Origin of the sequence: Tardiphaga sp. vice304, from assembly GCF_007018905.1 — a bacterium.
In the GTDB taxonomy this organism is placed as follows: Bacteria; Pseudomonadota; Alphaproteobacteria; order Rhizobiales; family Xanthobacteraceae; genus Tardiphaga.
This window is the reverse complement of sequence record NZ_CP041402.1, coordinates 754,522-768,655: the sequence shown is the minus strand read 5'-3', so window position 1 is coordinate 768,655 and position 14,134 is coordinate 754,522. Positions and strand designations below refer to the sequence as shown.

13 protein-coding genes are annotated in these 14,134 nt (G+C 64.3%); 5 read left to right on the top strand and 8 right to left on the bottom strand.

Annotation, left to right across the window (positions count from 1 at the left end):
- Positions 1-76: 76 nt before the first annotated feature.
- The 3 genes from FNL56_RS03605 to FNL56_RS03595 all read left to right on the top strand — a co-directional run bounded on the left by FNL56_RS03605 (position 77) and on the right by FNL56_RS03595 (position 1,701).
- Entirely contained in the window at positions 77-700 is a 624-nt protein-coding gene (locus FNL56_RS03605) for a 2-hydroxychromene-2-carboxylate isomerase (protein ID WP_143581779.1), read from the top strand.
- A 28-nt stretch (positions 701-728) separates the two neighbouring features.
- Positions 729-1,208 (top strand): hypothetical protein, encoded by a 480-nt coding sequence (locus FNL56_RS03600; RefSeq protein ID WP_441351266.1) that lies wholly within the window; start codon positions 729-731, stop codon positions 1,206-1,208.
- 205 nt (positions 1,209-1,413) lie between these two features.
- Entirely contained in the window at positions 1,414-1,701 is a 288-nt protein-coding gene (locus FNL56_RS03595; RefSeq protein ID WP_143571631.1) for a hypothetical protein, read from the top strand.
- A gap of 53 nt (positions 1,702-1,754) precedes the next feature.
- Here the strand turns inward: FNL56_RS03595 and FNL56_RS03590 are convergent, their stop codons facing one another.
- A complete protein-coding gene (locus FNL56_RS03590; RefSeq protein ID WP_246660846.1) occupies positions 1,755-1,919 on the bottom strand; it encodes a hypothetical protein in 165 nt (54 codons plus the stop codon).
- A 76-nt stretch (positions 1,920-1,995) separates the two neighbouring features.
- Between FNL56_RS03590 and FNL56_RS03585 the strand changes: the two genes are divergently transcribed.
- Complete coding sequence (locus tag FNL56_RS03585) at positions 1,996-2,469, top strand: secondary thiamine-phosphate synthase enzyme YjbQ (protein WP_143571630.1); 474 nt, start codon at positions 1,996-1,998, stop codon at positions 2,467-2,469.
- A 221-nt stretch (positions 2,470-2,690) separates the two neighbouring features.
- Here the strand turns inward: FNL56_RS03585 and FNL56_RS03580 are convergent, their stop codons facing one another.
- Positions 2,691-4,382 carry an MFS transporter gene (locus FNL56_RS03580; protein WP_143571629.1) on the bottom strand — a complete coding sequence of 564 codons (1,692 nt, stop codon included), beginning with the start codon at positions 4,380-4,382 and terminating at the stop codon, positions 2,691-2,693.
- Positions 4,383-4,724: 342 nt separating this feature from the next.
- Between FNL56_RS03580 and FNL56_RS03575 the strand changes: the two genes are divergently transcribed.
- Positions 4,725-5,399 (top strand): response regulator, encoded by a 675-nt coding sequence (locus FNL56_RS03575; RefSeq protein ID WP_143571628.1) that lies wholly within the window; start codon positions 4,725-4,727, stop codon positions 5,397-5,399.
- A gap of 9 nt (positions 5,400-5,408) precedes the next feature.
- Here the strand turns inward: FNL56_RS03575 and FNL56_RS03570 are convergent, their stop codons facing one another.
- The 6 genes from FNL56_RS03570 to FNL56_RS03545 all read right to left on the bottom strand — a co-directional run bounded on the left by FNL56_RS03570 (position 5,409) and on the right by FNL56_RS03545 (position 14,123).
- The gene (locus tag FNL56_RS03570; protein WP_143571627.1) at positions 5,409-8,927 is read right to left on the bottom strand and encodes a PAS domain-containing hybrid sensor histidine kinase/response regulator; all 3,519 of its coding nucleotides are present in this window, start codon (positions 8,925-8,927) and stop codon (positions 5,409-5,411) included.
- A gap of 375 nt (positions 8,928-9,302) precedes the next feature.
- Complete coding sequence (locus FNL56_RS03565) at positions 9,303-9,632, bottom strand: GlpM family protein (protein ID WP_143571626.1); 330 nt, start codon at positions 9,630-9,632, stop codon at positions 9,303-9,305.
- A gap of 25 nt (positions 9,633-9,657) precedes the next feature.
- Complete coding sequence (hemA, locus tag FNL56_RS03560) at positions 9,658-10,887, bottom strand: 5-aminolevulinate synthase (RefSeq protein WP_143581778.1); 1,230 nt, start codon at positions 10,885-10,887, stop codon at positions 9,658-9,660.
- Between the two features lie 194 nt (positions 10,888-11,081).
- On the bottom strand, positions 11,082-12,146 hold the full coding sequence (locus FNL56_RS03555) for an MBL fold metallo-hydrolase (protein ID WP_143571624.1): 1,065 nt from the start codon (positions 12,144-12,146) through the stop codon (positions 11,082-11,084).
- A 17-nt stretch (positions 12,147-12,163) separates the two neighbouring features.
- Entirely contained in the window at positions 12,164-13,192 is a 1,029-nt protein-coding gene (gene bioB, locus FNL56_RS03550) for a biotin synthase BioB (protein ID WP_143571623.1), read from the bottom strand.
- 199 nt (positions 13,193-13,391) lie between these two features.
- Positions 13,392-14,123 (bottom strand): outer membrane protein, encoded by a 732-nt coding sequence (locus tag FNL56_RS03545; RefSeq protein ID WP_143571622.1) that lies wholly within the window; start codon positions 14,121-14,123, stop codon positions 13,392-13,394.
- Between the last annotated feature and the right edge of the window lie 11 nt (positions 14,124-14,134).

Below are 14,134 nucleotides of genomic sequence, written 5' to 3'. Positions count from 1 at the left end.
TGCCTCTATCTTGCACGGCACGGACGGCTCTGGTCAGGTGTCGCGCGTTCCCGAACTTTGATCCGCCGGAGTCTGCATGCCGCAACCGATCGACTACTATTTCTCGCTGCCGTCGCCATGGGCCTATATCGGCCACAAGCTGTTCATGGATCTGGTGAAAACCCACGATCTCAAGGTCAATTACAAGCCGGTCTTCCTCGGCGAATTGTTCGCAGAAACCGGCGGGCTGCCGCTCGGCAAGCGCCATCCGGTGCGGCAGCGCTACCGGATGCTGGAATTGCAGCGCTGGCGCGACAAGCGCGGCCTCGACTTTCACCCGCAGCCTAAACACTGGCCGTTCGACGGGCGGCTGCCGGACGGCATGGTGATCGCGGCGATCGAGGCCGGCTTCGATCCCGATCCGCTGCTGCGCCGCGCCTTTGCCGCCATCTGGGAAGCGCAGCTCGACCTTGCCGATTCCAACGTGCTCATCAAGCTGGCGGACGAATCGGGTCTGCCGGGCCGGCAACTGGTCGAGCGCGCGGCGTCGGCGGACATCGGCGCGGCCTATGCCAAGAACCAGGAGGACGCGCTGGCCGCCGACGTATTCGGCTCGCCGGCCTATGTGCTGAACGGTGAGGTGTTCTGGGGCCAGGACCGCCTCGAATTGCTCGCGGACGCATTGCAATCGAAGCGCGCGCCCTACACATCAGCGGTCTAGACCCCTGGTTCGACCGCGGAGCATGACCATGAAAATGGCTGTCGCGTTGTTTACGTCTCTTGTCATCACTGGCAGCGTCTGCGCACAGACGCTGCCGGATACCGAGAATGGCCGCTACGCGCTGTCGCCGATGGCTGACGGCGTGGTGCGGCTCGATACCCGCACCGGCACGGTTTCGACCTGCACGGGCAAGGGCAGTGGCTGGGCCTGCACGATCGTTCCGGACGAGCGCGCGGCCTATGACGCCGAGATCGGCCGGCTGCTCACGGACAACGCCGCGCTGAAGGCCGAGCTGGCGCAGCGCGATCCATCCGTCACCGGCAAGATCGACGAAGCCCTGCCCAAGCAGGATTCGCTGCAGCCCAAATCGGACGGCGAGCGCAAGCTGGAAATCCCGCTGCCGAGCGACAAGGACATCGATCGCGCGATGAGCTTTCTCGAAAGCGCCTGGCGCAAGCTGATCGACATCGCCACCCGCCTGCATCGCGATTCCGGCGGAAAGATCTGATAGTTGGAAAGGCCGGTAGCGGCGCGCTGTCGTCCCGGCTCGGCGCTCGCTGGGCCGGCATGGCGTGGAGGGAACCAGCAGGATCATCTGGTATCATCAAACTATCAAGTTTCGTTCCCGGAATTTACTTCATCCCCCGCAGGAACGGCTCTTGTCGCTTCTCGTTCTTCACCCGGACCACGAACAACATCAGTGAGGAACTTCCATGAAGAAGGCCATTATCGCCACCACGCTTGCTCTCGCGCTGTCGACCACGTTTGCTGCGGCGCAGCCGAGCTCCGGCCAGGGCGGCGCGGCTACCAGCCCGACCAGCAATTCTTCCAACAGCATGAACAACGGCACCACGACCAACCAGATGGACAAGAACTCGGCTACCACCGGTTCGTCGATGACCAGGCCCGGAACCACGGGCACCGGCATGAGCGGTTCGTCCGCCACCACCAATCCGAATCAGGCGCCGGGCACCGGCGCAGGCACTGCCGGCACCAAGTAAGCCGGCTTCAACGAAAAGGCCCCGGAGCGATCCGGGGCCTTTTGCGTTGTGCATTACTTCTTGTCGTCGAGCCCGATCTCGTCGCCGACGCCGTGGACGCGGTCCCAATCGGACTGTCCGGTCTTGTCGGCATCCTTGATGATAGCCTGCCGCTGCTCGCGCTCGCTGTCCTTGCGTGGCTCTTGCCCTGAAATGTCCCTGGATGTTTTCGGCTGCATGTTACTCTCCCTTTCCAAAGGGAACGCGGCAGCCGTGGTATGGTTCATCCCAGGCTCGACTTGCAGGCTCCCGATCATGACGTCGCCGAAATCCATCTCCCGATCCGCGCCATCGTCCGTCACCACCACGACGGTCACCTCCTCGATGCTGACGGTGCAGACAAGCGGCCCCGGCTTCGTCGATCTGACGCGCGAGGTTGCCAAATTCGTCGCCGAGGCGGGTGGGCGCGAAGGCGCGCTGACGCTGTTCATCCGCCACACCTCGGCGTCGCTGACCGTCCAGGAGAATGCCGATCCCTCCGTGCTGGTCGATCTGATGACGGTGCTCGACCGGCTGGCGCCGCAGGATTTCGGCTGGACCCACGACAGCGAAGGCCCCGACGACATGCCGGCCCATGTCCGCACCCTGCTCACCGCCACCTCGCTGCACATTCCGGTGCTGGCCGGCCAGCTCGCGCTCGGCACCTGGCAGGCGATCTATCTGATCGAGCACCGCCGCCGCCCGCATGCGCGCGAAGTGGTGCTGCAATTCGTCGGGTCGGCGGGGTAGCAGAACGCGCTGCCCTCTTCCCTCTCCCCTTGTGGGGGAGGGTGGCCGCGCGCAGCGCGGACGGGTGAGGGGTGCCACAAGCTCTGAGCTCAGAAACCCCTCATCCGTCGCGGACTTCGTCCGCGCCACCTTCTCCCACAAGGAGAGAAGGAAGAAAGGAAGCAACAAAAAACCGGCCGCGGATCGCTCCGCGGCCGGCTTGTTGAGGACAGGATGCGAGATCAGGTGTGACTGATGTCGACGTCCTTGGTCTCCGGCAGGAAGAAGAAGCCGACGACCGCGGTGATGGTGGCGAAGATGATCGGATACCACAGGCCGGCATAGATATCGCCGGTCGAGGCCACGATCGCAAAGGAGGTCGCTGGCAGCAGGCCGCCGAACCAGCCGTTGCCGATGTGGTAAGGCAGCGACATCGAGGTGTAGCGGATGCGGGCCGGGAACAGTTCGACCAACAGGGCCGCGATCGGGCCGTACACCATGGTGACGAACATCACCAGGATGAACAGCAGGCCGATCACCGCCGCCACCTGCGGACGGAAGATATCGAACGGGGTCGACATCTTCACGATCTGCGCGTCACCCGCCTTCGGATAACCCGCTGCCTGCACCGCCGCGAGGACCGCCGGATTGGAGGCCTTGGCGTCGGTATAGGGCGTGTCCTTGCCGTTGACGACGACCTTGACGCCGGAGCCGGCCGGACCGGGGGCGGAGGAGTACTTGACCGACGACTGTGCCAGATAGGCGCGCGCCGTATCGCAAGGCTTGGTGAACACGCGGGTGCCGACCGGATTGAACAGATCGCCGCACTGCGCGGGATCCGAGACGACTTCCACCTTGACGGTCTCGATCGCCTTTTCCAGCGCCGGATTGGCGTTAGACGTGATCATCCGGAAGATCGGGAAGAAGCTCAGCGCCGCGATCAGACAACCCGCCAGGATGATCGGCTTGCGGCCGATCTTGTCCGACAAGGAGCCCCAGAAGATGAAGAAGCCGGTGCCGAGCAGCAGCGACCATGCGATCAGCAGGTTGGCGGTGTAGCCGTCGACCTTGAGGATCGATTGCATGAAGAACAGCGCGTAGAACTGGCCGGTGTACCAGACCACGCCCTGGCCCATGGTGCCGCCGATCAGGGCGATCAGCACGATCTTGGCGTTGCTCCAGTTGCCGAACGATTCGGTGAGCGGCGACTTCGAGCTCTTGCCCTCTTCCTTCATCTTCTTGAAGACCGGGGATTCGTTCAGCCGCAACCGGATCCAGACCGATACGCCGAGCAGAACCACCGAGACCAGGAACGGAATGCGCCAGCCCCAGGCCGCGAATTCCGGCTCGCCGAGGATCGTTCGGGTAAACAGGATCACCAGCAGCGACAGGAACAGGCCCAGCGTTGCCGTGGTCTGGATGAACGACGTGTAGTAGCCGCGCTTGCCGGGTGGCGAGTGTTCCGCGACGTAGGTTGCGGCACCGCCATATTCGCCGCCGAGTGCGAGGCCCTGCAGCAGGCGCAGCGAGATCAGGATGATCGGCGCGGCAATGCCGATGGTCGCGGCATTGGGCAGCAGGCCGACGATGAAGGTCGAAATGCCCATCAACAGGATGGTGACGAGGAAGGTGTATTTGCGGCCGACGATGTCGCCGACGCGACCGAACACGATGGCGCCGAACGGACGGACGATGAAGCCCGCGGCAAAGGCCAGCAGCGCGAAGATGTCGCGCGTCGCCTGGTTGAACATCGGCTGGTTGGTGGCCGGATCGATCACGCCGAAGAACTGCGCGCCGATGATGCCGGCGAGCGAGCCGAACAGGTAGAAATCATACCATTCGAACACAGTGCCGAGCGAAGATGCGAAGATGACGAAGCGTTCGTCCTTCGTCATTCCGGCCGCCTTGGGCGATGTAGCTGCAATTGTAGACATGTTTGAATCGCTCCCCGAATTCGTTGCGGATGTCTCACTCGCTGCGCCGAACTGATGCCGGCTAGATGCAGGGAGCCCAATTCCAAGTTACATTGCAGCGAAAGTGGACCCAATACGACTTTAGACCCTGTGCAAGGGGAGTGCGCGGACTCGTCGCAGATGGACGGGTCTCATGCCTCGGATTGTTGCGCTGCAGCATGGGCGACAGCCGCCAAGTTGCGGCGTGGCAGCAATGCGCGCTTGCCAGATGCGAGACGGCAGACGACACTTGCCGGCAGAACGCATTATGGTGGAAATGGCAGTCGCTGCCACCGGATTGCCGAACCTTTTGCATGGATCTTGATGTCGGTCACAGCCACCACACGCCTCATCATTGCGGACGATCACCCGCTGTTTCGCGGTGCGCTGCGACAAGCCGTCGCGGGCGTTCTGCCGGAGGCCCGGATCGACGAAACCGGTACGTTCGAGGATCTGACCAAGCTGCTGGAACAGGATTCAGAGGTCGATCTGATTCTGCTCGACCTGTCGATGCCCGGCATTTCCGGGTTCTCGGGGCTGATCTATCTGCGGGCGCAATATCCGGCCGCCCCCGTGGTGATCGTGTCGGCCAGCGACGATGTCGGCACCATCCGGCAGTCGCTGGATTTCGGCGCTTCCGGCTTCATTCCGAAGCGGTTCGGCGTCGATACGCTGCGCGACGCCATCCTCAAGGTGATGGAGGGCGATGTCTGGGTTCCGCCGGATATCGATATGGCGGCGGCGGCCGATCCGGAAATGACCAAGCTTCGCGACCGCCTGGTGACGCTGACGCCGCAGCAGGTACGGGTGCTGATGATGCTGTCGGAGGGGCTGCTCAACAAGCAGATCGCCTATGAGCTCAGCGTGTCGGAAGCGACCATCAAGGCGCATGTGTCTGCCATCCTGCAGAAGCTCGGCGTCGAAAGCCGTACCCAGGCGGTGATCGCCGCCGCCAGGATCGCCGGCGGCCAATGGCGCCAGAGCGAACCGACGTCGTAACTCCGCTTGTCACTCCGCCGCCGTCATCTGCCGGGTGCGCCATTGCCCGAGCAGGGCGCGCAGCGAGGCCGGCTTGACCGGCTTGTTGAGCACCGCGATTTCCGACTGCCGGGCGGCTTCGCGGACGTGCGGGCTGCGGTCGGCGGTGATCAGGATCGCCGGAATGGCGGACCCGAAGCGGCTGCGGATTTCGCGGATCGCGGCGATGCCATTGCCGCGGTCGAGATGATAGTCGACCAGGAGGCCGGTCAACTGCCGGCCCGATGCTTCGATCTCCGCAATCGCCGCCATCGCAGCTTCCGGGTCGGCGACGGCGATCACGGTGGCATCCCAAGCCCTGAGCAGCGTCCGCATGCCATCGAGAATTGCAGGATCGTTCTCGATGCAGACGATCAGCGTGCCGGACATCGGTGATTTCGACAGCGGCGTCGCGCTGGTGACGGCGGTGGTGTGGTCGATCGCCGTGGCGATCGGCGCCGTCACCGAGAAGAACGAGCCGCCGCCGCGGTTGGCGTCCAGCGCGATGCCGTGATTGAGCACCGAGGCCAGACGTTGCACGATCGACAGGCCGAGGCCCAGCCCGCGTGCGATCCGCGCGCCCTGCTCGAGCCGGTGGAACTCTTTGAATATCTCGCCGCGCTTGAGGATCGGAATGCCGACGCCGGTGTCATAAATGCCGATCTGCAGCGATTGGCCGCGCCGCCGGCAGCCGACCAGCACCCTTCCATGCGGCGTGTATTTGATGGCGTTGGAGATCAGGTTCTGCAACAGCCGGCGCAGCATCAAGCGGTCGGATTTCACCGGCAGCGAGCACGGCACGAATTGCAGCGCGACGCCGCGGGCGCGCGCGATCGGCGCATATTCGATCTCCAGCGAGCGCATCAGGTCGCCGATCCGGAAGCTGGAGATCGACGGGTTCATCGCGCCCGCATCGAGCCGCGAGATGTCGAGGAGCGCGCCCAGGATTTCCTCGATCGCCTCCAGCGAGTCGTCGATGTTCTCGACCAGGCGCGCGTCCTCTCCGCCGCTCTGCCGCTCGACCAGGCTGGTGACATAGAGTCTGGCCGCGTTCAGCGGCTGCAGGATGTCGTGGCTGGCCGCGGCAAGGAATCGGGTTTTGGAGATGTTGGCGTCTTCGGCCGTGCTCTTGGCCAGCGCCAGCTCGGTATTCAGCCGTGTCAGTTCCTCGGTGCGGTCGCGGACGCGCTTTTCCAGCGTCGCATTGGCGCGCTCCAGCGCCTCGGCGGCCTCGAAGCTCGGCGTCACGTCGGAGAAGGTCAGCACCAGCCCGCCGTCCGGCATCCGGTTGGTGCGGACCTCGATGACGATCTGGCGGTCCGGCAGCCGCTCCAGATAGGGCTCGCCCTCGGTCGTATAGGCCAACAACCGCGCCTGCGTCAGCGCCTCGCTGTGGTTGCCCGCCGAGGCGCCCTGCAGGCCGATGAACTCGATGATTTCGCGCAGCGGGATCCCGATCTGCACGATCGGCGGCGGCAGCCCGAGGATGTCGCCAAAATGCCGGTTGGAGACGATCAGCTGCAGGTCGGGATTGAACACCGCGATGCCCTGGCGGACATGGTTCAGCGCGGTCTGCAGGATCTCGCGGTTGAAATGCAAGGCGGCATGCGAATCGTCGAGCAGTTTCAGCGCGGCTTTCGCGGACACGGTGCGCTTGCGCAGCAAGAGCGACATCACCATGCGCGAGGAGGCCGCGCCGATCGACGAGGCGATCAGATGCTCGGCGTGCTGCAGCAGTTCGAAATCGGCTGGCGCCGCCGGGTCGAGATCGACGCGGCGGCGGGTGGCGAAGGCCTCGAAGGATTCGCGGGCGCGCTCCGGCCCGAGATATTGCGTCACCGTGCCCTGGATGTCCTGCACCGTGACGGTGCTGCGCCAGCGCCGGAACGTCGGCGTGATCGGCGCCAGCGTCGGCGGCACGAACAACTCGCTCTGCAGCCGCTCGATCGACGACGGCGCCCGCATCAGCGACAGCACGATATAAGTGAGGATGTTGAGCGACAGGCTCCACAGCGTGCCATGCATCAACGGCGGCAGGTCGGCGCCAAACAGGCCCTGCGGTCGCAGCGCCTCGATGCCGAGCGGGCCATGCTGCAAAAGCATGAGACCGGCCGTACTGCCTTCAAGGAAGCTCGGAATGAAGAGCGTATAGGCCCAGACGATGAAGCCGATCACCATGCCGCCGATCGCGCCCCGCGCGGTGGCGCGGCGCCAGATCAGCCCGCCGAAGAAGGCCGGCGCGAACTGGGCGATCGCGGCAAAGGACAACAGGCCGATGGCCGCGAGCTGGGTGTTGCCGAGCGCCCGGAAATAGAAATAGGCCATCGCCATGATGGCAAATATCGAGAACCGCCGCACCTTGAGCAACAGGTTGCCATAGTCGGTCGGCACGCCGGCCGGGCGCGGGCCGCGCCGCAGCACCATGGGTAGCACGATGTCGTTCGACACCATGATCGCCAGCGCGACGCATTCGACGATCACCATGGCGGTGGCCGCCGATAGCCCGCCGATGAAGACGAGGACGCTGAGAAGACTGGCGCCGGCTTCGATCGGCAGCGCCAGCACATACATGTCGCTATCGACGGCGCCGAACGGGAAGGTGACAAGGCCGGCCAGCGCGATCGGTATCACGAACAGGTTGATCGCGATCAGATAGGTCGGAAACAGCCAGCGCGCCCGGCCGACCTCGTCGTCGCTGGAATTCTCCACCACGCTGACATGAAACTGCCGCGGTAGCAGCATGATGGCGCAGAACGACAGCAGTACCATGGTGAGGAAATTGCCGATCGAGGGCGTGTAGCTGATGGCGCGCAACGCCTCCGGCGTCTTTATCGCGCGCTCGATCAGTTCGGACGGCCCGAACATCCAGAACGTCACGAACAGGCCGGCGGCGATGAACGCCACCAGCTTGACGATCGATTCGGTGGCGACCGCCAGCATCAACCCGTGCTGGTGTTCGGTGGCGTTGGTCTGCCTGGTGCCGAACAGCACGGCGAAGGCGGCCATCGCAAGGGTGACGACCAGCGCCATGTCGCCGACCACCGGCACGCCGGCGATCGTCTTGTCGTCGCCTAGGATGGTTTCCAGCGACGATGCCACCGCCTTCAATTGCAGCGCGATGTAGGGCACCGAGCCGATGATCGCGATCACGGCGACGGTGGCCGCCACCGCCTGGCTCTTGCCGTAGCGTGCGGCGATGAAATCGGCGATCGAGGTGATGTTCTGCGATTTCGCCAGATGGATCACCCGGCGTAGGATCGGCGTGCAGAACGCAATCATCAGGATCGGGCCGAGATAGATCGCGAGGAATTCCACGCCGGTGCGACTGGCGAAGCCGACCGACCCGAAGAAGGTCCAGGAGGTGCAATAGATCGCCAGCGACAGCGGATAGATCAGCGCGCCCATCCGCGCACGCCGGAACAGCGCAATGCGGTCGCCATAGCTGGCGACGCAGAACAGAAAACCGATGTAGCCAAGGGCGACGAGAATCACGCCCCAGTCATGCAGCATCGCGCGCGCTCCCCGTGGAGCGTTGGCGCTCCGCGAGGGAAACTAGCGCGTCGGCAAGGCGCAAGCGATAGGGATTAGCGGGAGTGGCCAAGCGCGGCGGCCTCCTTCACCTCTCCCCATCGGGGAGAGGTCGGAGCCTTGCGACAGCAAGACTCCGGGTGAGGGGCACAGAACTATCGAGGGCGCCGCGTCTCCTCACCCGCCCGGCTTCGCCGGTCGACCACTCCCCGGCGGGGAGAGGTGTTCGAGCGTCGATGTGGGCAACAAAGTTTCAAGCGAGCTTGCTCTGCCGCCAGCCCCCCGACCGCGAGCTTCAGCTCGCGTTGCTCCCGGACCGCCACCATCCCCGGCGAGCCATCGATCACCGCATCATCGTCAGAGCCAGCGCGGCGCGAAGAATACCGCCAGGGCGACGGCGAGCCAGACGCCGAGGCCGGCCAGCAGCGCGATCCGGTAGTCGAAACGCTCGATGCCGAAATAGCATACCGCCAGGAACGCCAGATAGGCCGGGATGGTCTTGGCGCCGGCGAGGCAAGCCTCGCGGAAGCCGGCATTGTCATGCTTGGCGCCCACCACTAGCAGCGCGATCAGCCCGAAGGTCGGAAACAGCGGCAGGATGCCGGGCAGCGTATTGCCGCGCTTCGACAGCCAGACGATCGCGGCGGTCATCAGGCCCCCGACGATACCTTTCCAGACGATATCCATCGGCGGATTGTCCTGACGGCAGAGCCTATTCGGCCGCCAGCGCCCTGGCATTGAGCTTCAGCCCGAGCTGCTCCCAGACCACCACCATCGCCTCGGCAAGCCGGTCGATCAGCGCGTCGTCATGATATGGCGACGGCGTGATGCGCAGCCGTTCGGCGCCCTTGGCGACGGTGGGATAGTTGATCGGCTGGATGTAGATGCCGTGGTCTGCCAGCAAGAGGTCGCAGGCCTTCTTGCAGTGCTCGGGATCGCCGACGAAGACCGGCACGATGTGGGTGTCGCTCGGCATCACCGGCAGGCCGGCGGCGGTCAGGATCGCCTTGACGCGCGCGGCGCGGTCCTGGTGGCGCTCGCGCTCCCAGATCGAGGTCTTGAGATGGCGTATCGCGGCGGTCGCGGCCGAACAGATCGCCGGCGGCAGCGCGGTGGTGAAAATGAAGCCCGGCGCGTAGGAGCGCACGGCGTCGATGATGTCACGGTTCGCCGCGATATAGCCGCCGAGGCAGCCATAGGCCTTGGCGAGCGTGCCTTCGAGCACGTCGATGCGATGCATCACGCCCTCGCGCTCGGCGATGCCGCCGCCGCGCGGGCCATACATGCCGACGGCATGAACTTCATCGACATAGGTCATGGCACCATAGCGCTCGGCGAGGTCGCAGATCGCGGCCAAGGGGCCTACATCGCCGTCCATCGAATACAGGCTCTCGCAGGCGATCAGCTTCGGCCGGTCGGGTCCGGCGGCGATCAGCAGTTCTTCCAGATGGGCGACGTCGTTGTGGCGCCACACCACGCGCTCGCAGCCGGACTGTTTGATACCCTCGATCATCGAATTGTGGTTGAGCGCATCCGACAGGATCAGGCAGTTCGGCATCAATTTGGCGATCGTCGAAATGCCGGCCTGGTTCGAGACATAGCCCGAGGTGAACAGCAACGCCGCGTCCTTGCCGTGCAAGTCGGCGAGTTCGGCCTCCAGCTGCACCAGCGGGTGATGATTGCCGGCAATGTTGCGGGTGCCGCCGGCGCCGGTGCCGACCCGCGTCGCGGTCTCGACCATCGCGCCGACCACCTTGGGATGCTGGCCCATGCCGAGATAATCGTTGGAGCACCACATCACGACGTTTTTGGCGCCGGTCGGCGTGTGCCAAACCGCATGCGGAAAGCGCCCGGCAATGCGCTCGAGATCGGCGAAAACGCGGTAGCGCCGCTCGTCATGCAGTACGGCGAGAGCGTCGGTGAAGAACTTGCTGTAATCCATAGCAAAATACCCGAAATGGAAGCCGGAAGGTTACATCCCCACAGCCGTTTTAGAAGGCTTCCAGCCCGAATGCGAGCCGAAACGGCCGTTTTCACGTCCGATTGAAGCTGCAAGGGTTGCGCGCGGAGCAGGGCTTATCCTTGCTCTGGATCAATCCCGCGATGGTTTATTTACCGATCCGGGCCATTACGGCCTCAGCGGCTGCTGAACCGCAGCACCTGGTCGACTCCAAGTTCCGATGTCAGCCGCTTCTGCGCCAGCATGTAATTGACATGGGCGATCAGTTCGCCGGCGGCAAAGCCGGTCTGATGCGCGTCGAGCTTGTGTTTGGAAAACACCACCGGCACCAGTTCGGCCGAGGTTCTGGCGCTAGCCGCACACGCCGCGACGATCATCTGGCAGCGCTCCTCGTGGTGGTCGGCAAGCTGCCGGGTGCGGATCTTGAGCCCGTAGAACGGCACGCCGTGACCGGGCAGCACCAGCACGTCGTCCGGCAGCACTTCGCCGAGGCGGTTGAGGGAGTGCAGATAGGAGCCGAGCGCGTTTTCGTCGGGCTCGTGCGCCCAGACGCTGACATTCGGGGAAATCTTGCTGAGCACCTGATCGGCCGACAGAAACAGGCCGTCCTCGGCGCAATACAGCATCACCTGATCCGGCGAATGGCCGGCGCCGGTGATCACGCGGAAGCGGCGCTGGCCGATCGTGATGTCATCGCCGTCCGACAGCCGGACATAGGCGGCCGGCAGCGGCACGGTCTTCTTCAGATAATCCTGGCCGCGGCCAAGCAACTGCTCGGTGATCGCCTCGTCCATGCCGTGGCGGCGGAAGAAGTTGCGCGAGTTCACCACCCGCTCGTCGGTGCGGCGGTTCTGGTGATAGACGCCCTGCAGATATTCGACCTGCGACATGTAGAACGGGCAATGGAATCGCTGCACCATCCAGCCGGCCTGGCCGACATGGTCGGGATGTGCGTGGGTGACGATCACCCGGCTGATGGTCTTGCCGCGCAAGACGCCCTCGAACAGCGTCGTCCATGCCGCAATCGTCGCCTCGTTGCCGATTCCGGTATCGACCATCGCATAGCCGTCACCGTCGGCGATCAAATAGATGTTCACATGGTTGAGGCGGAACGGCAGGTCGAGCCGTACCCACAAAATGCCGGGCGCGACCTCGACGACTTGGTCGGCGCCGGGATGACTCTCCCACGGGTAACGCAGGCCGTCGGCGGATGCTTTAGTGGTGTGGGTTTTCGAATGCATGGCGATTGCAATCTGTCTCAGGCTGGATTGGCTGTCGCGGACGTTTTCACATGGTCGAGCGCGGAGGTGATGCCGAGGCGGCCCAGCAGCGCCGAATCGCGGTCGATCTGCGGATTCTTCGTCGTCAGCAGCACGTCGCCGATGAAGATCGAGTTGGCGCCGGCGAGGAAGCACAAAGCCTGCAATTCATCGGTCATGTATTGCCGGCCGGCGGACAGCCGCACCACGGATCGCGGCATCATGATTCGGGCGGTGGCGATCATCCGCACCAGCGCGATCGGGTCGGGACGCTCGGCCATGTCGTTGACCGGCACGCCACGGACCTCCTGCCACATGTTGATCGGCACGCTTTCCGGGTGATGCGGCAGGTTGGCCAGCAGCACCAGCATGCCCAGCCGGTCCTCGACCTGCTCGCCCATCCCGACGATACCGCCGCAGCAGACCTTCAAGCCGGCGTGGCGCGCATGCGCCAGCGTCTCGATGCGGTCTTCCATGGTCCGGGTCGAGATGATCTTGCCGTAGAATTCGCGCGAGGTATCGACGTTGTGGTTGTAGAAATCGAGGCCGGAATCCTGCAGGCGCTGCGCCTGGTCCGGCGTCAGCATGCCCAGAGTGGCGCAGGTCTCGAGGCCGAGACCCTTGACGGCGCTGACCATCTCGCAGACCCGGTCGAGATCCCGGTCCTTCGGGTTGCGCCACGCCGCCGCCATGCAGAAGCGGCTGGCGCCGGCCTCCTTGGCGCGCTGCGCGGTGGCGACCACCGATTCGCAATCCATCAGCTTCGTGGCCGTGACGTCGGTGTCGTATTTCGCGCTCTGCGAGCAGTAGCCGCAATCCTCGGCGCAGCCGCCGGTCTTGATGCTGAGCAGGCTCGCGGTCTCGACGTGATTCGGATCGAAATGGGCGCGGTGAACGCTCTGCGCCTGAAACATCAGGTCGGCGAAAGGCAGGTCGTACAATTCCTGCGCCTGGTCGCGCTGCCAGTCATGGCGCGGCAGATTTGCCGAATCGGCATGCCCGAGCGGGGCGGCAAATATCTGGTTCATAGTGCGATCCCTCGGACGCTCGTTGACGCCGCACGTTGATTTTCGACCCCAGCAGTCCACGATTTCGGCGGGAGTGGCAAGGCCGCCTTGCGCGCGCCGCCCTGCGCGTTGCGCGGTTGAAGGCCGACAAACAGAAAGGCCGGCGCAAAGCGCCGGCCTTTCCGAGATCAATGAAGCTTCGCGAGAAGCTTCGATCAGATCAATACTTGGCGGGAACCATGCCGCTGCCGAAGTTACCGAGGTTGAAGTGGTAGTTCAGGCCAGCCTTGACGGTGTGCTGTTCGCTGGTCGCCGAGCCATAGGCGGCGAGCGGAGCGGAGGCAAAGGTGGTCTTGCCGAAGTTGTAGTACTGATATTCGATGTTGCCCGACCAATTCTGGGTGAACATGTATTCCAGACCACCACCGACGGTGTAGCCATCGGTGTTGCCGTTGACGCCGACGGCGGGCAGACCGGTAACCGAACGGCTGCGGTCAGTGAAGGCGTAACCGCCCTTGGCGTACAGCATGGCCGGACCCCAGGTGTAGCCGAGACGGCCGGTCACCGAGCCGAGGCCATTGAGGCTGGTGTTGTAGGTGTAGGCCGGAGCCAGCGGGAACGTCACGGTAGCGCCGCTGTTGCTGGTCCAGTCGTACTGGGCTTCGACACCGATCACCCAGTTCGGAGCGAACTGATAGTTGTAGCCGCCCTGGACGCCGCCCATGAACTTGCCATTGCTGCTGCTGTTGTTGACAGCGCCGGTGAAGCCATTGCCGCCGCCGAATGCGCCGCCGATGTTGCCGCCGACGTAGAAGCCGGTCCAGTTGTAGATCGGGGCTGCGACGTAGGCCGGTGCCTTGGTGTAGCTGCGGGGAGCCATGTCAGCAGCGATTGCCGGAACGGCAGCGCCGAGAGCGATGAGGGCCACAGTACCGAGCAGGAAGTTCTTCATTGGGGTAGTCT